This window comes from Falsirhodobacter algicola (assembly GCF_018279165.1).
Classification (GTDB): Bacteria; Pseudomonadota; Alphaproteobacteria; order Rhodobacterales; family Rhodobacteraceae; genus Falsirhodobacter; species Falsirhodobacter algicola.
In genome coordinates this window covers 957887-976894 of record NZ_CP047289.1, presented here as the reverse complement: position 1 = coordinate 976894, position 19008 = coordinate 957887, and the positions used below count along the sequence as shown (strand labels likewise).

At 66.6% G+C, this 19008-nt stretch carries 21 protein-coding genes and 1 tRNA gene; 11 read left to right on the top strand and 11 right to left on the bottom strand.

Features of this window, described 5'->3' with window-relative positions:
* The first annotated feature begins 11 nt into the window (after positions 1-11).
* Genes GR316_RS04910 through ureC form a run of 5 tightly spaced genes read left to right on the top strand, consistent with a single transcriptional unit; the run spans position 12 to position 3687 of the window.
* Entirely contained in the window at positions 12-815 is an 804-nt protein-coding gene (locus tag GR316_RS04910) for an urease accessory protein UreD (RefSeq protein ID WP_211784916.1), read from the top strand.
* Positions 816-825: 10 nt separating this feature from the next.
* Complete coding sequence (locus GR316_RS04905; protein WP_211784915.1) at positions 826-1128, top strand: urease subunit gamma; 303 nt, start codon at positions 826-828, stop codon at positions 1126-1128.
* A 7-nt stretch (positions 1129-1135) separates the two neighbouring features.
* On the top strand, positions 1136-1687 hold the full coding sequence (locus tag GR316_RS04900) for a HupE/UreJ family protein (protein ID WP_211784914.1): 552 nt from the start codon (positions 1136-1138) through the stop codon (positions 1685-1687).
* A 1-nt stretch (position 1688) separates the two neighbouring features.
* Positions 1689-2003 carry an urease subunit beta gene (locus tag GR316_RS04895; RefSeq protein WP_211784913.1) on the top strand — a complete coding sequence of 105 codons (315 nt, stop codon included), beginning with the start codon at positions 1689-1691 and terminating at the stop codon, positions 2001-2003.
* On the top strand, positions 1993-3687 hold the full coding sequence (gene ureC, locus GR316_RS04890) for an urease subunit alpha (RefSeq protein ID WP_211784912.1): 1695 nt from the start codon (positions 1993-1995) through the stop codon (positions 3685-3687). The genes GR316_RS04895 and ureC overlap by 11 nt, the downstream gene beginning before the upstream one ends.
* Before the next feature lie 36 nt (positions 3688-3723).
* Here the strand turns inward: ureC and GR316_RS04885 are convergent, their stop codons facing one another.
* The 5 genes from GR316_RS04885 to GR316_RS04865 form a co-directional block, all read right to left on the bottom strand.
* Positions 3724-4599, bottom strand: coding sequence for an ABC transporter permease (locus GR316_RS04885; protein WP_211784911.1), 876 nt, complete (start codon positions 4597-4599; stop codon positions 3724-3726).
* Positions 4600-5526 carry an ABC transporter permease gene (locus GR316_RS04880; RefSeq protein ID WP_211784910.1) on the bottom strand — a complete coding sequence of 309 codons (927 nt, stop codon included), beginning with the start codon at positions 5524-5526 and terminating at the stop codon, positions 4600-4602. It abuts the gene before it with no gap.
* Between the two features lie 64 nt (positions 5527-5590).
* Complete coding sequence (locus GR316_RS04875; RefSeq protein WP_211784909.1) at positions 5591-7129, bottom strand: ABC transporter substrate-binding protein; 1539 nt, start codon at positions 7127-7129, stop codon at positions 5591-5593.
* 30 nt (positions 7130-7159) lie between these two features.
* Complete coding sequence (locus GR316_RS04870; protein WP_211784908.1) at positions 7160-8998, bottom strand: ABC transporter ATP-binding protein; 1839 nt, start codon at positions 8996-8998, stop codon at positions 7160-7162.
* Positions 8999-9009: 11 nt separating this feature from the next.
* Positions 9010-9663, bottom strand: coding sequence for a pyroglutamyl-peptidase I (locus tag GR316_RS04865; protein ID WP_211784907.1), 654 nt, complete (start codon positions 9661-9663; stop codon positions 9010-9012).
* A 110-nt stretch (positions 9664-9773) separates the two neighbouring features.
* Between GR316_RS04865 and GR316_RS04860 the strand changes: the two genes are divergently transcribed.
* The gene (locus GR316_RS04860; protein ID WP_211784906.1) at positions 9774-10688 is read left to right on the top strand and encodes a LysR family transcriptional regulator; all 915 of its coding nucleotides are present in this window, start codon (positions 9774-9776) and stop codon (positions 10686-10688) included.
* Position 10689: 1 nt separating this feature from the next.
* Here the strand turns inward: GR316_RS04860 and GR316_RS04855 are convergent.
* From GR316_RS04855 to GR316_RS04845, 3 genes are all read right to left on the bottom strand, one after another.
* Positions 10690-10779, bottom strand: a tRNA-Ser gene (locus GR316_RS04855).
* 40 nt (positions 10780-10819) lie between these two features.
* A complete protein-coding gene (locus GR316_RS04850; RefSeq protein WP_211784905.1) occupies positions 10820-11797 on the bottom strand; it encodes a phosphoribosylaminoimidazolesuccinocarboxamide synthase in 978 nt (325 codons plus the stop codon).
* Positions 11798-11845: 48 nt separating this feature from the next.
* The gene (locus GR316_RS04845; protein WP_211784904.1) at positions 11846-12298 is read right to left on the bottom strand and encodes a nucleoside deaminase; all 453 of its coding nucleotides are present in this window, start codon (positions 12296-12298) and stop codon (positions 11846-11848) included.
* 71 nt (positions 12299-12369) lie between these two features.
* On the opposite strand from GR316_RS04845, the gene GR316_RS04840 reads away from it, so the two are divergent.
* Positions 12370-13254, top strand: coding sequence for a pseudouridine synthase (locus GR316_RS04840; RefSeq protein ID WP_211784903.1), 885 nt, complete (start codon positions 12370-12372; stop codon positions 13252-13254).
* On the opposite strand, the gene GR316_RS04835 is transcribed toward GR316_RS04840, so the two are convergent.
* Positions 13208-13798: a flavin reductase family protein gene (locus GR316_RS04835; RefSeq protein ID WP_211784902.1), complete on the bottom strand. Its 591-nt coding sequence runs from the start codon at positions 13796-13798 to the stop codon at positions 13208-13210. The genes GR316_RS04840 and GR316_RS04835 overlap by 47 nt on opposite strands.
* Before the next feature lie 71 nt (positions 13799-13869).
* Here GR316_RS04835 and GR316_RS04830 point away from each other — a divergent pair, with 71 nt between their 5' ends.
* From GR316_RS04830 to GR316_RS04815, 4 genes are all read left to right on the top strand, one after another.
* On the top strand, positions 13870-14361 hold the full coding sequence (locus GR316_RS04830) for a GNAT family N-acetyltransferase (protein ID WP_211784901.1): 492 nt from the start codon (positions 13870-13872) through the stop codon (positions 14359-14361).
* A gap of 157 nt (positions 14362-14518) precedes the next feature.
* Positions 14519-15331, top strand: coding sequence for a 5-bromo-4-chloroindolyl phosphate hydrolysis family protein (locus tag GR316_RS04825; protein ID WP_211784900.1), 813 nt, complete (start codon positions 14519-14521; stop codon positions 15329-15331).
* Between the two features lie 10 nt (positions 15332-15341).
* Positions 15342-16517: a toxic anion resistance protein gene (locus GR316_RS04820; protein ID WP_211784899.1), complete on the top strand. Its 1176-nt coding sequence runs from the start codon at positions 15342-15344 to the stop codon at positions 16515-16517.
* A gap of 1 nt (position 16518) precedes the next feature.
* Complete coding sequence (locus tag GR316_RS04815; protein ID WP_211784898.1) at positions 16519-17463, top strand: DUF2927 domain-containing protein; 945 nt, start codon at positions 16519-16521, stop codon at positions 17461-17463.
* Between the two features lie 3 nt (positions 17464-17466).
* Here the strand turns inward: GR316_RS04815 and GR316_RS04810 are convergent, their stop codons facing one another.
* Together GR316_RS04810 and GR316_RS04805 are read right to left on the bottom strand one after the other, a co-directional pair.
* Positions 17467-18159 carry a metal-dependent hydrolase gene (locus tag GR316_RS04810; protein WP_211784897.1) on the bottom strand — a complete coding sequence of 231 codons (693 nt, stop codon included), beginning with the start codon at positions 18157-18159 and terminating at the stop codon, positions 17467-17469.
* Positions 18160-18224: 65 nt separating this feature from the next.
* Positions 18225-19007, bottom strand: a complete 783-nt coding sequence (locus GR316_RS04805; protein WP_211784896.1) for an inositol monophosphatase family protein — start codon at positions 19005-19007, stop codon at positions 18225-18227.
* Position 19008: the final 1 nt, after the last annotated feature.

Genomic DNA, 19008 nt, shown 5'->3' with positions numbered 1-19008 from the left:
GCCTGATGCGCATGACCGGCATGACGCACCGACGGATGGAACGCAGCGAGGGCCTTGCCCATGCCGGGCTGGCATGGCGGGACGGTCGTACGCGGCTTGTGGATCTGCGCCAGCAGGGATCGGCCAAGGCCATCCTTCCGCGTGTGGAAGGCGACGTGCCGGAGGTCGTGTTCCTCAACACCTCGGGCGGTCTGACGGGCGGGGACCGGCTCGATCTGTCGCTGCATGTGACGGGCCGGGCGACCGGCACCACCCAGACGGCCGAGCGGGCCTATGATGCGGGCGGCGGTCTGGCCCGCGTGCGCGTGGCGCATCGGGTGGAAGGCTGGCTCGATTGGCTGCCGCAGGAAACGATCGTCTACGACCGGGCCGGGCTGGACCGGGAGACCCGCATCGACCTTGCACCGGGGGCCGGGTGCATCTGCCTTGAGATGTTGGTCCTTGGCCGGGCGGCGATGGGCGAGGTGGTGCGCGATCTGCACCTGTCGGACCGCCGCGAGGTGTGGCGGGACGGAAAGCCCGCCTTCGTCGAATGGCTTTCGCTGAATAATGAGGCACTTCGGGCCGGACCGGCGGGTCTTGCGGGCGCGCGGGCCATTGCGACCCTTGCCATGGTGGGGCCGGGTGCGGAAGATGCGTTGACGCGGGCGCGGGGCGCGCTGACGCAGGACGGGGTGGAGGCTGCGGCCTCGGCCTGGGATGGAAAGCTGGTGGTGCGGATGCGGGCCGGGGATGGCTGGCCGCTGCGCCGTCAGGTGGCCAGTCTGCTGACGGCGCTGCGCGATGCGCCGCTGCCGCGTGTCTGGCAGGTCTGAAGGGGACGGGATGAATCTGACGCCGAGGGAACGGGACAAGCTGATGGTCAGCCTTGCCGCCATTGTGGCGCGCAACCGGCTGGAGCGGGGGGTGAAGCTGAACCACCCCGAGGCGATGGCCCTGATCACCGATTTCGTGGTGGAGGGCGCGCGCGAAGGCCGCTCCGTGGCCGATCTGATGGAGGCCGGGGCCCATGTCCTGCGGGCCGATCAGTGCATGGCCGGTATCCCCGAGATGATCCACGCCATTCAGGTCGAGGCGACCTTTCCCGACGGCACCAAGCTGGTGACCGTCCACCACCCCATCCGCTGAGGGCCCGATGACGAAACTTCTGACACTTCTTCTGATCCTCGCCCCCTCGCTTGCGGCGGCGCATCCGGGGCATGACGCGGGCTCTCCGTTCATGGCGGGGCTTGGCCATCCGCTGGGCGGGGCGGATCATGTTCTGGCGATGGTGGCGGTCGGGCTTTGGGCGGCCGCGCTTGGGGGCCGGGCGCTTTGGGCGATGCCGCTTGCGTTCGTAGGCGCGATGGTGGCGGGCGGATTGCTCGGCATGGCCGGGATCGCATCGGCCGGGACGGAGCCGATGATCCTCGCCTCCGTCATCCTTCTGGGGGCGGCGGCGGCGCTGGCGCTGCGCCTGCCGCTGGCCCTGTCGGTCGGGATGATCGCGCTTTTCGGCGCGGCGCACGGCCTTGCGCATGGGGCGGAGGGGCCGCAGGGCCATGCCGCCTTCGCCGCAGGTTTCGTGCTGGCGACGGGCGCGCTGCACATGGCCGGGATCGTGGCAGGCCGATATCTCGCGCCGCTGGCACGGGCTGCAGGTGCGGCGGCGGCGTTTGGCGGTGTCCTGCTGGCGATGGGGGGCTGACATGATCCCCGGAGAGATTTTCCCCGCCGAGGGCAGCATCACCCTGAATGCCGGCGCGAATGCGATCACGATCATGGTCGCCAATACGGGCGATCGCCCGGTGCAGGTCGGCTCGCACTATCATTTCGCGGAAACCAATCCGGGGCTGGATTTCGACCGCGCGGCGGCGCGCGGCCACCGGCTCGACATCGCCGCAGGCACGGCCGTCCGGTTCGAACCGGGCCAGCGCCGCGAGGTGCGTCTGGTGCCGCTTTCGGGCGCGCGTCAGGTCTGGGGGTTCAACGGACAGGTGATGGGGGCGCTCGATGCCGGTTGAGATTTCGCGCGCGACCTATGCCGCCATGTTCGGCCCCACCACGGGCGACCGGGTGCGGCTGGGCGATACCGACCTCATCATCGAGGTGGAACGCGACCTGACCACCTATGGCGAGGAGGTGAAGTTCGGCGGCGGCAAGGTGATCCGCGATGGCATGGGCCAGTCGCAGGCGACGCGGGCGCAAGGCGCGGTCGATACCGTCATCACCAACGCGCTGATCGTGGATCACAGCGGGATCTACAAGGCCGATGTCGGGCTTCGGGACGGGCTGATCCACAAGATCGGCAAGGCCGGCAACCCCGACACCCAGCCCGCCGTGAACATCGTGATCGGTCCGGGCACCGAGGTCATCGCCGGCGAGGGGCGGATCCTGACCGCCGGCGGCATGGACAGCCACATCCACTACATCTGCCCCGAGCAGGTGGAGCATGCCCTCCATTCCGGCATGACGACCATGCTGGGCGGCGGCACCGGACCCGCGCATGGCACGCTGGCCACCACGGTGACGCCCGGTCCGTGGCATCTGGGCCGGATGCTGATGGCGGCCGATGCCTTTCCGATGAACCTCGCCTTCACCGGCAAGGGCAACGCCTCGCGCCCCGAGGCGCTGGAGGAGATGGTGCGTGCTGGGGCCGTCGGGCTGAAGCTGCACGAGGATTGGGGCACCACGCCCGCCGCCATCGACTGCTGCCTGACGGTGGCGGACCGGATGGACGTGCAGGTGATGATCCACACCGACACGCTGAACGAATCGGGCTTCGTGGAAAACACGCTGGCCGCGATCGGCGGGCGCACGATCCACGCCTTCCACACCGAAGGCGCGGGTGGCGGCCATGCCCCCGACATCCTGAAGGTGGTGGGATCGGCGAACGTGATCCCGTCCTCCACCAACCCGACCATGCCCTACACCGCCAACACGGTGGAGGAGCATCTGGACATGCTGATGGTGTGCCATCACCTCGACCGTTCGATCCCCGAGGATGTGGCCTTTGCCGAAAGCCGCATCCGGCGCGAGACGATCGCCGCCGAGGATATCCTGCACGATATGGGCGCGCTCTCGATCCTGTCCTCGGACAGTCAGGCGATGGGCCGGGTGGGGGAGGTCATCACCCGCACATGGCAGACCGCGCATAAGATGAAGGTGCAGCGCGGGGCCGAGGGGCCGAACGACAACCTGCGCGTCCGCCGCTTCATCGCGAAATACACGATCAACCCGGCGATCTGCCATGGGATCTCGACGCATATCGGCAGCGTGGAGGAGGGCAAGCGCGCCGATCTGGTGCTGTGGAGCCCGGCCTTCTTCGGCACGAAGCCCGAAATGGTGCTGTTGGGCGGCATGATCGCGGTGGCGCAGATGGGCGATCCCAATGGGTCCATCCCGGCGATGCCGTTCTATTCGCGCCCGATGTTCGGGGCCTATGGCGGGGCGCGGACGGCCAGCAGCGTTACCTTCGTCTCGCAGGCCGCCGAGGAGGCGGACATTCGCGGCCAGCTTGGCCTTTTGAAACAGACGGTGGCGGTGCGGGGCACGCGCGGCATCGGCAAGGCCGACATGATCCTGAACGACGCCCGTCCCGAACTGACCGTCGATCCCGAAACCTACGAGGTGCGCGCGAACGGAGAGATCCTGACCTGCGAGCCCCTGAAGGAACTGCCGCTGGCGCAGCGGTACTTCCTTTATTGAAACGCGGCCCCCCGGTCATGGCCGGGGGCGCCATCCTCAGCGGCTCTGACCCAGCGGGTCCAATTCGTCGCGCAGCCAATCGCCCAGCAGGTTCAGCCCCAGCACCGTCAGCATGATCGCAAGGCCGGGAAAGACCGTGACCCACCATGCGGTCTGGATGTAGCTGCGCCCCTCGGCCAGCATGCCGCCCCAGCTGGGCGTCTGCGGATCGGCGCCGAGGCCGAGGAAGGTCAGCGAGCTTTCGAGCAGGATGTTGTTCGCGATGTTCAGCGTCAGCAGCACGATCAGCGGCGCAAGCGCGTTCGGCAGGATATGGCCGAAGATGATGCGGCGGTTCGGCAGGCCATAGCTGCGGGCGGCCTGCACGAACTCCCTCTCGCGCAGGCTCAGGACCGAGCCGCGGACGAGGCGGGCATATTGCACCCATTGCGAGGCGATCATCAGTCCGATGATCCGGTCGATCCCCGGCCCGATGATGGCGATGACGGTGATGGCCAGCAGGATGAAGGGCAGCGCCAGTTGCACATCGGCAAAGCGCATCACGAAGCTGTCGAGGATGCCGCGATAGTAGCCGGCGAAGAGGCCGATCACCGTCCCGAGGACGACCGCCCCCAGCGCCGAAAGCAGCCCCACCAGCAGCGAGACCTTGCCGCCATGCACGATGCGCGCAAGGATGTCGCGGCCCAGCGGATCGGTCCCGAGCGGATGGCCGAGCGATTGGAACGGCCCGTTCAGTCGCGCCATCAGATCGACCTGCGATCCGCCGCCGGGAAACAGGACGCCCGCCAGCAGCACCAGCGACAGCAGCGTGACCGTCAGCACCCCGCCGACCACGAATTCCATTCGGGCATAGCGGCTGTCGAGAAAGCGCCGAATCCGCGAGGGCGCGGGATGAAGGTTGATGTCGGACATTCAGGCCACCCGGATACGAGGATCAATGAGGCCGTAGATCAGATCCACCGCCAAGTTCACCGCGACGATCATGATCGCGAGGATGGAGACCGTCGCCTGCAGCAGCGGATAATCACGCTGAGAGATGGCGTCGATCGAGAGCGTTCCCATGCCGGGCCAGTTGAAGACCAGTTCGATGATGACCAGCCCGCCGATCAAATTGCCGAATTGCAGCCCGAGGAAGGTCACGATGGAAATCGCCGCATTGCGCAGCGCATGCTTGTAGATGACGGTCCATTCGCTGAGGCCCTTGGCCCGCGCGACCATCACATATTGCGCGGACAGCGTCTCCAGCATCTGGGTGCGGACGAGGCGGACATTGGTGGCCGTCAGGATGATGCCGATCGTGGTGGCGGGCAGGATCAGCGCGCTCCAGCTTTGAAAGCCCGAGGCGGGCAGGATCGGGAAGGCGATGGCGAACAGGAGCACCAGCATGATGCCCAGCCAGAAATTGGGAAAGGACAGACCCACCAGCGACAGCACGCGGATCAGCTGATCCGAGATCCCGCCCTTGTGCAGCGCCGAATGGATGCCGAGCGGGATGGAGATGCAGACCGACACCGCCATGGAGGCCGCCGCCAGCAGCAACGTCGCGGGCAGGGCGCCGCCGATCAGATCCCGAACCGAGCCGCGGAAGAACGACTGCCCGAAGTCCAGCGTCACGAGGCTTTTCACGAAGCCCCAATATTGCACGAGGAACGGATCGTTCAGGCCCAGCGCCTCGCGGAACCGGGCGAGGTCCTGTTCGGTGACGCCGCTGGAATCGCCCGCCAGCATGACGGCCGGGTCCCCGGTCAGGCGGATGGCAAAGGCCACGAACAGCGTGACGACCAATGTCACGAGTATGGCCTGCACCACGCGTTGCAGGATGAAGCGGAGGACGGGCATGATCGGACCCTTTCGCGGATGGATATTCGAGCCGGCCCGAGGCATCCCGGACCGGCCGCGTCCGTTATTGGACCGTGACGTTCATGTAGCGGAGGCGGTTGTCCGGCGCGGGTACGAAGCCCCCGACCCGTTTGTTCACCGCATAAAGCGTCGCCTCGTTGTAGAGGGGCAGATCGAGCGTGTGTTCGTAGACGTAATCGGCCACGCCCTGCAGCGCCGTCAGGCGGACCTGCTGGTCATAGGTGTCGCGCTGCTGTTCCAGAAGCGCATCGAGGGTGGGGTCCGAGATATAGGCGTTCTGACGCTCGCCGCTGTGATAGAGCAGATAGGCGGTGTTGTCGAAATCGAACGTCCAGCCCCCCCACGCATAGTAATAGAGCGCGCCCGTTTTCCCGTTGGGCAGGATGTCGTTGTAATAGACGTTGTATTCATAGGGATGCACCGAGAGGTTCAGGCCGACCATGCCCAGATAGGCCGCCATCACTTGAGAAACCTCGCGGAAGGTGTTGTCGTTGCTCGGATAATCGAGGCTGATCTCCGTGCCCGGCGCCACGCCTGCCTCGGCCAGCAGCGTCTTGGCGAGTTCCGGGTCGTAGGCATAGGGCGCGAGGTCCGGGTCGTTGCCGAAGGATTTGGCACCCTGCGCGCTGGCGATGGGGCTGGCCATGCCGCCCAGCAGCGATTGGATGATTGCGTTCGTGTCGATCGCATGGGCGATGGCGCGGCGCACGCGCGGATCGGCGGTGATCCCCGATTGGGTGTTGAACCGCGTCAGGCTGACCGTCGGGCCGTCCACGGAGACGAGCTCGAGGTTGCGGCTTTTGCGGATCGTATCGACCGAGGGCTTCGGGATATCCAGCGCGATATCCACGCCGCCCGATTGCAGTTCGGCCATGCGCGTCGCGTCTTCCGGGATGAAGCGGATGTTCACCGCATCGACCTTGGCCGCGCCGTTCCAGTAGCTGTCCGATTTCACCAGCTTCACCCCGACGCCGGGGGTGTATTCCTCCACACGGAAGGGGCCGGTGCCGATGGGCTTCATATCGAAGGCCTCTTCGCCGACCTTTTCGATATAGTCGGGCGGCACGATCATCGCGCCGTAGCCTGCAAGCTTCGTCAGCAGCACGGGGTCGGGGCGGTTCATCAGGAAATCGACGGTGCGATCATCCACCACGACCACCTCCTTGATGGAGGTGTAGTTGGAACGCTGCGGGCCTTTTTCGCCCTGTTCGCCCAGCAGGCGGTCGAAGGTGTATTTCACCGCAGCCGCGTCGAAGGGCTCGCCATCCTGAAACTCCACCCCCTCGCGCAGGTGGAAGCGGATGCGGCGATCCTCGTCCAGAAATTCCCACGAGGTGGCAAGGCCGGGCTGAAGCTCCAGATCCTCGCCGCGGAAGACCAGCCCTTCGAACACGTTGCTGCCGATCGCGCCCCAAGAGATCTTGAAGGTATCGATCGGGTCGAGGTTCTGCGGGTCCGAACGCTGGGCCACGGTCAGGACCGTTTCGGCCAAGGATGCCCCCGGCACAGCCGCGCCCAGAACCGAGGCGAGAAGGGCCAGACGCAGCGCGTTCCGGGTGGGTGGGGCCGATATTGATTTCATGTCATCCCTCGATCTGTTGGTCGTTTCTTGTCATGCCGCAACGAAATGCCCGTCCGAGACGCGGTGCAGCATGACCGGTTCGGGTTCGTCGCCGACGGCGCGCATCACGCTCGGGATCTCTCCCTCGATCGGGCGGCGGGTGGGTCTTTGGCCGGGGTTCAGCACGGGCACCGCGCTCAGCAGGCGCTTGGTATAGGCGTGCTGAGGGTTCTCGAATATCTGTCGCCGGGTGCCGATCTCCACGATCTGGCCCAAATACATGACCGCGACGCGGTGGCTGATCCGTTCCACCACCGCCATGTCATGGGTGATGAAGAGGTAGGAGAGGTTGTGCTTGGCCTGCAGCCCCATCATCAGGTTCACCACCTGCGCCTGCACCGACACATCCAGCGCCGAGACGGCCTCATCCGCGATGATCAGGCTGGGATCGCAGGCAAGGGCCCGCGCGATGCACAGGCGCTGCCGCTGCCCGCCTGAAAACTGATGCGGATAGCGCGCGGCATGGTCGGCCGGCAGATCGACCTTGGCCAGCAGTTCCGCCGCCAGCTTTCGCGCCTGCGTCTTCGTCGTGACGAGGCCGTGGACGACGGCCGGCTCCACGAGGCTTTCGCCCACCGTCTTGCGCGGGTTGAGCGATCCGTAGGGGTCTTGGAAGACATATTGCGTCTGCTTCTGGAACGCCTTCCGATCCGCCGCCGGCAAAGAGAAGATGTCCCGCCCGTGATAGCGCATGCGCCCCGACACCGGCGTCACCAATTGCTGGATACTTTTGCCGACGGTGGATTTTCCGCTGCCCGATTCCCCGACAAGGGCCAGCGTCTCGCCGGGATAGATCTTGAACGAGACCTTTTCGGCTGCGTGGACGCGGTGCGTCACATTGCCGAAAAAGCCGCCGCGGATGTCATAGCGCGTGGTCAGATCCTCGATATCGAGAAGCGGGCGGTCGGCAGCCTTCTGGGGGGCGGTCGCGGGCTCTGCGGGCAGGGCGGGCGCGCCCGGCAGATCGAAGAGGCGGGGCGCGTCCGTGCCCGTCATGCTGCCGATCCGCGGCACGGCCGCCAGCAGCGCGCGGGTATAGTCCTCTCGCGGTGCGCCGAGGACATCGCGCACCGGCCCGCTCTCGATCCGGCGGCTGGCCTTCATCACCAGCACGTCGTCGGCCATTTCGGACACGACGCCCATGTCATGGCTGATGAAGATCACCGATGTGCCGAGATCGGCCTGAAGCTCTCGGATGATGTGCAGGATCTGCGCTTGGATCGTCACATCCAGCGCCGTCGTCGGTTCATCCGCGATCAGGATCTTGGGCTGGCAGCACAGCGCCATGGCGATCATCACCCGCTGGCGCATCCCGCCCGAAAGCTGGTGGGGATAGCTGTCCAGAAGGCGGCGCGCATTGGGAAGGCGCACCAGATCCAGAAACTCCACCGCCCGCGCCCGCGCGACGCGGCGGGACAGCCCGTCATGCAATGCCAGCGTTTCGGCCATCTGCGAGCCGATGGTGAAGACCGGGTTCAGCGAGGTCATCGGCTCTTGGAAAATCATCGCGATCTCCTTGCCGCGGATCTTGCGCAGCAGGGGCTGCGGCGCTTGGACAAGGTCGATCGTCCGGCCCAGTTGCGCGCTTTGGAAGGCGATGCTGCCCGAGGCGATGCGCCCGCCGAGATGCTTCAGCAGCCCCAGCACCGCCAGCGAGGAGATCGACTTCCCCGAACCCGATTCCCCCACGATGGCCAGCGTCCGGTTCGGCGCCAGATCGAAGGACAGCCCGTCCACGGCGCGCAGGGCCGATGCGCCCTGACCGAACTCGATCGTCAGATCCCGCACGGACAGGATCGGGGAGGCCGGGGTCTGCGTCGTGCCCTGCATGATCCGCCCCCTCACGCCGACGGCTGAGCGCGTTCGCGCAGGGCGCGGGCGGTCGCCTCGATGGTGCGGGCAAGGGCCTCGCTGCTCATCTGCAGGCTCATGGAGGGTTTGCGGATGTTGCGGCCCTGCTCCAGCAGGATGTTCTCCGGCGTCTGGGGGACGTGGATGAAGCCGTTCAAGGTGGAAAGGCCGCGCATCTCGATCAGGCGGGCGGCGGTATAGAGCATCTGGTTGCACAGATGCGTGCCCGCGTGGAAGGACAGCGCGGCGGGCACACCGGCGCTGCGGATCGCGGCGACGATCTCGGCATTCGGCAGGGTCGCGTCATAGGCGGCGGGGCCACCCTCGACGATCTGGGTGCGGGCCATGGTAGCGCCGGTCACGTCGGGCACGTCGAAATCGCGCCAGTTGATGCCGACCATCTCCGCCTGCACCACCGGCGCGGGGGATACGCCGATCCCGATCCAAGCGGCCGGGGCGTGAAGATCCAGCAGGCGGCCGATCTCTTCGGCCAGCGCTTCGGTCGCGACCGGCATCTCGAGGCCGATCACCTCGCAGGCGTCCCAGTGGCGAGCGTTCATCTCCAGCGCGATCGCCTGCGCGGGGTTCGTGTCCGCTTTTGCCCAGCTTCCGTAGCCGGCAAGGAGGATCTTCGGCTTCATCATCGTGTCACAGTCCTTAACGCTTTCGCAGAGAAGACCGACAGGATGGGATTACTTCAAATGATTTAATGGTATAGGGGGATGCGTAAATGTGATACTATCGGGGTTTCGGAATGAAGCATCGCCAGCTTGAAGCCTTTCGCCATGTCATGCGCACGGGCACCACCGCCAAGGCCGCGAGCCTGATGTGCGTGACGCAGCCCGCGGTCAGCCGCCTCATCACCGATCTGGAATCTCACTTGGGATTCAATCTGTTCGACCGGAACAAGGGCCGCCTTTATCCCACGCCCGAGGCGCTTAAGTTCTTCGGCGGGGTGGAGCGGTTCTTCATCGGCGTCGGCGAATTGGAGAATGCGGCGAAGCAGATCCGCGAGCATGGCGGTAGCGCCCTGCGCATCAGCGCGACGCCCGCATTATCCACAGGTGTCTTGCCGGGCGCCATCGCGGAGTTTCTCAAACTGCATCCAAAAGCATCAGTGGAGATCGAAACGGCATCGTTTTCTCAGATCGCCCTTCGGTTGCAGACGTTCCAGACCGATATGGGCATCGCGCATGCCTTTCCCGACCTGCCGGGAATCGAGCAGCGGGTGATGGCCCGCGTCGATCATGTCTGCGCCATGCACGAGGATCACCGCCTTGCCTCCCAAGAGGTGATCCGTCCGCAGGACCTGACCGGCGAGAACGTCCTGCGCATCATCCCCGAGGGGAACATGAACTGGAACGACACCCGAAGCGTGCTGGACCGGGCGGCGATCCGCTTCCGCTCCGATCTCGGCACCCAAAGCTCGCATACGGGATATGCCATGATCGCCGAGCATCTGGCCGTGGGCGTGATCGAACCCTTCGCGGCGGCCTCGTGGCGGCGCAACGGGGTCGTCACCCGCCCGTTCGAACCGCGCATCACCTATGACTATGTCGTCGCGCTGCCCGAGGATCAGCCCCTGTCGCGTATGGCGCGGGAATTCATCCCGATCCTGCACGAACGCATGGGCGCCTTCGAGACGCCCGAGGGATGCGCGAAAGGGTAGGTGGCGGATGGGGTGGGATTCGAACCCACGGTAGAGTTCCCCCTACGCTGGTTTTCAAGACCAGAGCCTTAAACCACTCGGCCACCCATCCGGCCCGGCGTGAATAGCAAACCCGTCTGCGCGGGCAAGCCCTATCCGAGGAAGGCCGCCAGATTGTGCCGCACGCGGTCCAGAGGCGTCGCGCCCGAGGCGTCGGGTGCGAAGGGTTGGCCGGTGATCATCTCGAACGCCTCGACATAGGCGGCGGCGGTGCGGGCGATCATCTCTGCCGGGATCTCGGGGATCGGATCGGCATAGGGATCGCAGCGTTCGGCCACCCAGGAACGGATCACGTCCTTGTCGAAGCTGGGCGGGCGGCTGCCTTCGGCGAAGGCGGCGGCATAGCCATCGGCCAGCCAGTAGCGCGAACTGTCGGGGGTGTGGATCTCATCGGCCAGAAGGATGCGGCCATCCTCGTCCAGACCGAATTCGTATTTGGTATCGACGAGGATCAGCCCGCGTTCGGCCGCGATGGCCTGACCGCGCGCAAAGAGCGCAAGGGCCATGGTCGACACCTCGTCCCACTGGGCCTGCGTCAGCAGACCGTTCTCGACGATGGATGCCGCATCGAGCGGTTCGTCATGGCCGCCGTCGAACGCCTTGGAGGTGGGGGTGATCAGCGGCTGGGGCAGCGCTTCGTTGTCGCGCAGGCCGTCGGGCAGGATATGGCCATACATCTCCCGCACGCCCTTCTTATAGAGCGTGAGGACCGAGGTGCCGGTCGTGCCCGCCAGATAGCCGCGCACCACGATCTCCACCGGCAGGATGGTGACATGCCGCCCCACCACCACATTCGGGTCGGGATAGGCGAGGACGTGGTTCGGCGCGATGTCGGCGGTTTGTTCGAACCACCAGCGGGCCATCTGCGTCAGCACCTGCCCCTTCCACGGGATGGAGGTCAGGATGCGGTCGAAGGCCGAGATGCGGTCCGAGGAGATGAGGATGCGCCGCGGCCCGTGTTCTTCGGTGGCGGGCAGGTCGTAGCAATCGCGCACCTTGCCGAAATAGGGGTTCGGCAGGTCCGGGATGCGGGCCTCGGATAGGATGCGGGTCAGGTCGAGTGCGGGCATGGCGGGCCTCCTGTCTGGATGTCGTCATGGGCGGGCGGCCGCGTCATGTCAACGCCGGCCAGCGAAGAAGCGGCGCAGAAGTGCAGCGGCATCGCCCTCGCGCAGCCCGTCATAGACCTCGGGCGCGTGATGGCATTGCGGATGGCGGAAAACGCGGGCCCCATGCGCGACGCCGCCCGATTTTGGATCGGAGGCGGCGTAATAGAGCCGCGCGATCCGGGCCGCCGCGATCGCCGCCGCGCACATGGGGCAGGGCTCCAGCGTGACATAGAGGTGATGGCCGATCAGACGCTCGGAGCCGATGCGGCGGCACGCCTCCCGGATCACGAGGATTTCGGCATGGGCGGTGGGGTCGTGCCATTCGCGCGTGCGGTTGCCCGCCTGCGCCAGAATGCGCCCCGAGGGATCGGCCAAGACGGCCCCCACGGGCACCTCGCCGCGGGCGGCCGCGGCGGCGGCTTCGTCCAGCGCGGTCTGCATATGGCTGCGAAAGGGGCTCATGGCACCGTCATGCCGCCTTGTGCGCGGGCTTGTCCACCCATATCGTTGCGGGCTGCAAACAAGGATTCCCCATGGCCGACCCCATTCCCGCCGGCGAGCGCATCGCCAAGGTCCTGTCCCGAGCCGGTGTCGCCTCGCGGCGCGAGGCCGAGCGGATGATCGAGGCCGGCCTTGTGACGGTCAACGGCAAGATCATCGACAGCCCCGCGCTGAACGTGACCGCGAAGGACCGCATCACCGTGGAGGGCAAACCGCTGGAGGCGCCCGAACCCGCGCGGCTGTGGCTCTATTACAAACCGATCGGTCTCGTCACCTCGGCCAGCGACGAAAAGGGCCGCGATACGGTGTTCGACACGCTGCCGGAGGATATGCCCCGCGTGATGTCGGTGGGGCGGCTGGACCTCAACTCCGAAGGGCTGCTGCTGCTGACCAACGATGGCGGTCTGAAGCGGCGGCTGGAGCTTCCGTCCACCGGATGGCTGCGCAAATACCGCGTGCGGGTGAAGGGCAATCCGACCGATCCCGATCTCGAACCGCTGCGCAAGGGCATCGTCGTGGAGGGGGAGCGCTTCCAGCCCATGGATGTGACGCTGGACCGGCATCAGGGCGCGAATGCATGGCTGACCGTGGGCCTGCGCGAAGGGCGCAACCGCGAAATCCGCCGCGCGATGGACGCCATCGGCGTCACGGTGAACCGGCTGATCCGCGTCAGCTATGGCCCCTTCCGCCTGAACGAATTGAAGCCCGGCGAGGTGGAGGAGATCCGCCCCCGCGTGCTGAAGGATCAGCTCGGCCTGTCCGAGGTTCCCGAAGCGCCGGCCGCGCCCCCCGCCAAGAAGCCGCGCCGCGTGGTGCGGGGCAGCGAGAAGCCGGCCCCCGCCACCGGGGCCCGGCCGCCGCGCACGGCGCCTACGCCGAACGGTCGTCGGGGCGGCCCATCTCGAACACCTCGGTGACCGAGGCGTAATCGCGATATCCCAGCCGCGACAGCGGCTGGAACCGCGTCACGTCGAACCGCCCGTCCACGAGGCAGTCGTCGCGCATGTGGATGCCCGTCACCTCGCCGAGGATCAGCAGATTGCCCTCTCCGCGCAGGGCGATCATCTCCGTCACCCGGCATTCGAGGGCGGCGGGCGCGCCGGCGACGCGCGGGCAGTCGATCGTGTCGCATTCGGCTTTGGTCAGACCCGCGGCGACGAACTCATCCACTCCGCGCGGCAGGCTGGCCGAGGTTTCGTTCATCTGCACCGCCATGTCGGTGGAGACGATGTTCACGCAGAACACCCCCGTTTCGCGGATCGCGCTGGCGCTGTCCTTTTCCCCGGTCGAGGCGAACATGACCTGCGGCGGCACATAGGCCACGGCGTTGAAGAACGAATAGGGCGCCAGATTGTCCCCCGATCCCGCCCGCGTGGAGATCCAGCCGATCGGCCGGGGCGTGACGATCGCGTTGAAGGGGTTATGGGGCAGGCCGTGACCGTCTTGGGGCCGATAGAACATGGAAATCTCCTTAGAGTTTGCGATGGTTGTGGACCCATGCTAGGCGGATTTCCAGACAAAACGGGGGCCGCGTGTATCAGTTGCAGCAGGAAACACCCGCCGATTGGTGGGAGGTCGAAGCCCTGTACGACCTGTGTTTCGCGCCGGGACGGACGGCGCTGTCCTCGTACCGGCTGCGCGACGGTGTGCCACCGGTGGCCGGGCTGTCGGCGGTGCTGCGCGATCCCGAAGGCCCGATCGCCGCGGTGATCCGCTACTGGCCGGCCGAGGTCGCCGAACATGACGTGCTGCTGCTGGGCCCGGTTGCGGTTCACCCCACCCGTCAGGGCGAAGGCTTGGGTGCGTTGCTGATCACCGAGACGTTGAAGGAAGCCCGCATCCTTGGGTGGGAGCGGGTGATGCTGGTGGGGGACGAGCCCTATTACCGCCGGTTCGGGTTTCGCAAGCTGGACGACGTGGTGATGCCGCCGCCGACCAACCCCGACCGTGTGCTGGGATTGGCGCTGGTGGCCGGGGCGTGGCGCGGGGTGCGCGGCCCCGTGACCAAGGCGCGGGGCGCCTGATTCCGGGTGCGGGCTGGCATCGGCATTTCGCATGCGCTAGGTCTTGTCCGACATCCGGCAGACAGGAGGCGCACATGTCCGGCACCGGTTTCGAAAAGGTCGCCTTTCTGCTTTTGATGGGCGTGCTCGTCTTTGCCGCGACGGGCGGGGGCGGCTGATGACGCGCACGGGCCGTCATCTGCGCAGCGCCTTCGATGGGCGCCGCCGCCTTCGGGGCGGCACGCGGGCGCGGCTTCTGCTGCTGCCGGCCATCCTGTTCTTCCTTGGGGGATTCGGCGGCGGTACGGGCCAGATGCTGGCGGGTTTCGCCGCCTGCGCGCTGCTGTTCGGTGCCTCGCATCTGACGCGCGAAGGGCTGCGGGCCGAGATCGCCTTCGATCTGCGCCCCGTGGCGCGTGCCCCGTCGCTGCCGCGCAAACTGATGGGGGCCGGGCTGACGGGGCTCGCGCTTGCCATCGGCAGTCTGCCGCAGGGCGGGCTTTTGCAGCCGCTGATCCTCGGCGTTCTGGGGGCCGGTCTGCATGTGGCCAGCTTTGGCGCCGATCCCTTGCGCGGCAAGGGCGGGTCGGATGCGGACCGCGTGGGCCGCGCGGTGGACCGGGGGGAGGCGTTCCTTTCGGACATGCACGCCGCCATCGCGCCGCTTCACGATCCCGCGCTGGAGGCTCGGGTGGCGGAATTCGCCGCGACCGCCCGCATCCTGTTCCGGCAGGTGGAGGAAGACCCCCGCGATCTGTCGGGCGCGCGCAAATATCTGGGGATCTACCTCGAAGGGGCGCGCGATGCCTCGGTAAAATTCGCCGCCCTTCAGGCCCATCACCCCGACATGCAGGCCCGCCGCGACTACGAGGCGCTGCTGTCGGACCTTGAAACTACCTTTTCACGTCGTACGTCCGCCTTGGTGCGCGATGACAGGACCGATCTGGATACCGAGATCGGCGTTCTGCGCGAACGCCTGACGCGGGAATGAGAGGATACGCATGAAGACCACCGTCGCCGAGCAAGCCGCCAAGGAGCGCGAGGATATCGACGCATTGCCCGCGAACGCCGTTCCGGACGATGCCGATGTCTCGATCGCCGCCGAAGGGCTGACCCCCGACCGCGCCGAAGCCGTGAAGGCCCGCATGGCCGAGATCGATCTGAGCGACAGCGCCTCCATCATCGGGTTCGGCGCGAAGGCGCAGGCGGAGCTGCAAGAGATCAGCGCCAAGATGCTGGAGGATGTGAAGAACAAGGACATCGGCCCGGCCGGTGACAGCCTTCGGGACATCGTGACGGCGATCCGCGGTTTCTCCGTGTCGGAACTGGACATCCGGCGCGACCGCAGCTGGTGGGAGAAGGTGACGGGCCGCACCGCGCCCTTCGCCAAATTCGTCAGCCGCTATGAACGCGTGCAGGAACAGCTGGACCGCGTGACCGAGGATCTGCTGCGCCACGAGCATCAGCTACTGAAGGACATCCGCAATCTCGATACGCTCTACGATCGGACGCTGGCCTTCCACGATGCATTGGTGATCTACATCCTTGCGGGGGATCAGAAGCTGGCGGAACTGGACCAGACGACCATCCCCGCGCGCGAGGCCGCGCTGAACGATCTGCCCGACGATGCGAAGGGGGCCGCGGCGCAGGGCCTGCGCGATCTGCGGGCCATGCGCGACGATCTGGACCGCCGGGTGCATGATCTGAAGCTGACGCGTCAGGTGATGATGCAGGCGCTGCCCTCGTTGCGCCTCGTGCAGGAGAACGACAAGAGCCTCGTGGCCAAGATCAACTCCACCCTCGTGAACACCGTCCCGCTGTGGGAGACGCAGCTGGCCCAAGCCGTCACGATCCAGCGCGGGCGCGAGGCGGCGGCCTCCATCGCGGCGGCGACGGATCTGACGAACGAGCTTCTGACCCGTAATGCCGAAAACCTGCGCGATGCCAACCGCGAGATCCGCACCCAGATCGAGCGCGGCGTCTTCGATGTCGAATCCGTGCGCGCGGCCAACGTGGCGCTGATCGCGGCGATCAACGAAAGCCTGCACATCTCCGAAGAGGCGAAGGGCCGCCGCGCTGCGGCCGAAGACAGCCTTGCCAAGATGGAGACCGATCTGCGCGACGCGCTGAGCGCGGCGCGCGGCCGTCCGCAGACCCTGACACACGACTGGGGGTAGGATGCTGCGTTGGCCGCTCCTTCGAGGGACGACCCTGCTGCTGCTGTTGCTGGCGGCCTGCGCCAAGGCGCCCGAGCCGCCGACCCCGGTGGAGCCGGTGCGCCCGAAGCCGCGGCCCGAGCGCAAGACCGTCGAAGCGCCCTCCGATCTGTCGGAGGCGCTGCGCCGCTATTACGCCAGCGTGCAGTCGGACCTTCTGTCGCGCGGGCTGATGCGCACGGATGGGGGCGGGGCGGATACCCCCTTCGATGACCGTATCCTTGCCGATACCTTCGTTCTGATCGCGCTGCGCGACGAATATGCCCGCGACGGCGACGGTTTCGTACAGCGCGAGACACCGGCCCCGCTCCGTCGCTGGAACCGCCCGGTGCGGGTTGGCCTCGTCTTCGGAGACTCCGTTCCCGAACGGCAGCGCGCGATCGAGAAGGCGCGCATCGGCTCCTATCTCGCGCGGTTGTCGCGCGTCAGCGGGCATCCGATCGGGCTGAACAAGGATCATCCCAACCTCACCATCTTCATCGTGAACGAGGATGAGCGCCGCCGCATGGGCGCGGCCATCGCCAAGGCCGCCCCCGGCCTGACGCCGAACGAGGTGAAGGCCGTCACCGACCTTCCGCGCGAGACCTATTGCCTCGCCTATGCCACCTCGGACGCGACGAGCACCTATACCGGCGCCTTCGCCCTGATCCGCGAAGAGCATCCCGATCTCTTGAGCCTCGCCTGCCTACACGAGGAGGTGGCGCAGGCCATGGGCCTTGCCAATGACAGCCCGCGGGCGCGGCCCTCGATCTTCAACGACGACGAGGAATTCGCCCTGCTGACGGATATGGACGAGCTGATGCTGAAGATCCTCTACGATCCGCGCCTCCGCCCCGGCATGACCGAGGAGGAGGCCCGTCCCATCGTCCAGCAGATCGCGCAGGAGTTGATGGGCGCGCAGAGCTGACGCTCAGAGGTCGATCGGAGTCAGGATCTGCGGTTCGATGACCGACACGCCGGGCAGGGCGTCGATGAGCGGCTGCGCCGATTGCGCCAGTGCCGGGAAGGTCTGGTAATGGCAGGGGATCACCGTCTTGAAATCGAACCAGCGCCGCGCCGCATAGGCCGCCCGGTCCATATCCATGGTGTAATGGCCTCCGCAGGCGAGGATGCCGATATCGGGCTTATGGTAATCGCCCATCCATTCCATATCGGCCATGATGTCGGTATCGCCCGACAGATAGATGACATGCCCTTCGCCGGCGATCATGTAGCCGGATTCGGTGCCGGTATAGATCGGCGTGCTCTTGCCGCTGATCGACGAGGAATGGACCGCATTCACCATCGTGACCTTGGCACCGTTCAGATCGACCGTGCCGCCCTTGTTGAAGCCGACGCCCTCGATCCCCTCTTCGCCGGACCACCAATCCACCAGATCGGCGATGCCGACGATGGGAATGCCGTGCTGCTTGCTGATCTTCAGCGCGTCCGCCGTGTGATCGCCATGGCCGTGGGTGATCAGCAGATGCGTGGCGCCGCGGGTGGCCTCGTCTTCCCGGCCCTCGGGGAAGGCCGGGTTGCCGCTGAACCAAGGATCGATGAGGATGACGGCCTGTTCGATCTCCAGGCGGAAGCCGGCATGGCCAAGCCAAGTGAGTTTCATGCGGATGTCCTTTCCGAGATGCGCGGCGCAAGAGCTAGCCGCGCGGCCCGGAAAGGGAAGGGGACCTAGCCGTTCAAGATTTCGAGCGCTTCGGCATGGATTTGCGGATTGGCGGCGGCGATGATGCGCCCGCCCTGCGGGGCGCGGCGGCCCTGCCAATCGGTCACGATCCCGCCCGCAGCCTCGATCACGGCCATCGGCGCCTGGATGTCATAGGGCTGAAGGCCCGCTTCGATCACGAGGTCGATCTGCCCTGCCGCCACGAGCGCATAGGCATAGCAATCCATGCCATAGCGCGTCAGCCGTGCCTGCGCCGCGACGCGGCCAAAGGCGGCCTGCTCTTCGGCGGTGCCGACCTCGGGGAAGGTGGACATCAGCAGCGCCTCGGACATAGGGCGCGGGGGGCGCGTGCGAAGATCCCGCGGGCCGAGGGGGCCGTCGGTGCGGGCGATGCCCAAGCCGCCCTCGAACCGTTCCCGGATGAAGGGCTGGTCGATCAGGCCATAGATCGGCCCGCTCTCGTCCGAGACGGCGATCAGCACGCCCCAACTCGGCGCACCGCAGAGGAAGGCGCGCGTGCCGTCGATCGGGTCCAGCACCCATGTCAGGCCGCTTTCGCCCTTGGTATGGCCGCGCTCCTCGCCGAGGATGGCGTCATGGGGGCGGCGCTCGGCAAGGATCGCGCGCATCGCATCCTCGGCGGCGCGATCGCCGGCGGTCACCGGGTCGAAATGCCCGGAGGCCTTGTTATCAGCCTCCAGCAGCGGGCTGCGGAAATGCGCGAGGGTCGCGGCCCGCGCGGCATCGGCCAAGGCATGGGCGGTGGCCACGATCTCGTTGGTGTGCATA

Coding starts and splice junctions, on each gene's coding strand:
- GR316_RS04835 (WP_211784902.1), bottom strand. CDS start 13,798: ATGTTCTATCGGCCCCAAGACGGTCACGGCCTGCCCCATAACCCCTTC.
- GR316_RS04900 (WP_211784914.1), top strand. CDS start 1,136: ATGACGAAACTTCTGACACTTCTTCTGATCCTCGCCCCCTCGCTTGCG.
- GR316_RS04810 (WP_211784897.1), bottom strand. CDS start 18,159: ATGAAACTCACTTGGCTTGGCCATGCCGGCTTCCGCCTGGAGATCGAA.
- GR316_RS04805 (WP_211784896.1), bottom strand. CDS start 19,007: ATGCACACCAACGAGATCGTGGCCACCGCCCATGCCTTGGCCGATGCC.
- GR316_RS04820 (WP_211784899.1), top strand. CDS start 15,342: ATGAAGACCACCGTCGCCGAGCAAGCCGCCAAGGAGCGCGAGGATATC.
- GR316_RS04880 (WP_211784910.1), bottom strand. CDS start 5,526: ATGCCCGTCCTCCGCTTCATCCTGCAACGCGTGGTGCAGGCCATACTC.
- GR316_RS04850 (WP_211784905.1), bottom strand. CDS start 11,797: ATGCCCGCACTCGACCTGACCCGCATCCTATCCGAGGCCCGCATCCCG.
- GR316_RS04825 (WP_211784900.1), top strand. CDS start 14,519: ATGACGCGCACGGGCCGTCATCTGCGCAGCGCCTTCGATGGGCGCCGC.
- GR316_RS04895 (WP_211784913.1), top strand. CDS start 1,689: ATGATCCCCGGAGAGATTTTCCCCGCCGAGGGCAGCATCACCCTGAAT.
- GR316_RS04910 (WP_211784916.1), top strand. CDS start 12: ATGACCGGCATGACGCACCGACGGATGGAACGCAGCGAGGGCCTTGCC.
- GR316_RS04885 (WP_211784911.1), bottom strand. CDS start 4,599: ATGTCCGACATCAACCTTCATCCCGCGCCCTCGCGGATTCGGCGCTTT.
- GR316_RS04860 (WP_211784906.1), top strand. CDS start 9,774: ATGAAGCATCGCCAGCTTGAAGCCTTTCGCCATGTCATGCGCACGGGC.
- GR316_RS04865 (WP_211784907.1), bottom strand. CDS start 9,663: ATGATGAAGCCGAAGATCCTCCTTGCCGGCTACGGAAGCTGGGCAAAA.
- ureC (WP_211784912.1), top strand. CDS start 1,993: ATGCCGGTTGAGATTTCGCGCGCGACCTATGCCGCCATGTTCGGCCCC.
- GR316_RS04875 (WP_211784909.1), bottom strand. CDS start 7,129: ATGAAATCAATATCGGCCCCACCCACCCGGAACGCGCTGCGTCTGGCC.
- GR316_RS04905 (WP_211784915.1), top strand. CDS start 826: ATGAATCTGACGCCGAGGGAACGGGACAAGCTGATGGTCAGCCTTGCC.
- GR316_RS04870 (WP_211784908.1), bottom strand. CDS start 8,998: ATGCAGGGCACGACGCAGACCCCGGCCTCCCCGATCCTGTCCGTGCGG.
- GR316_RS04815 (WP_211784898.1), top strand. CDS start 16,519: ATGCTGCGTTGGCCGCTCCTTCGAGGGACGACCCTGCTGCTGCTGTTG.
- GR316_RS04840 (WP_211784903.1), top strand. CDS start 12,370: ATGGCCGACCCCATTCCCGCCGGCGAGCGCATCGCCAAGGTCCTGTCC.
- GR316_RS04845 (WP_211784904.1), bottom strand. CDS start 12,298: ATGAGCCCCTTTCGCAGCCATATGCAGACCGCGCTGGACGAAGCCGCC.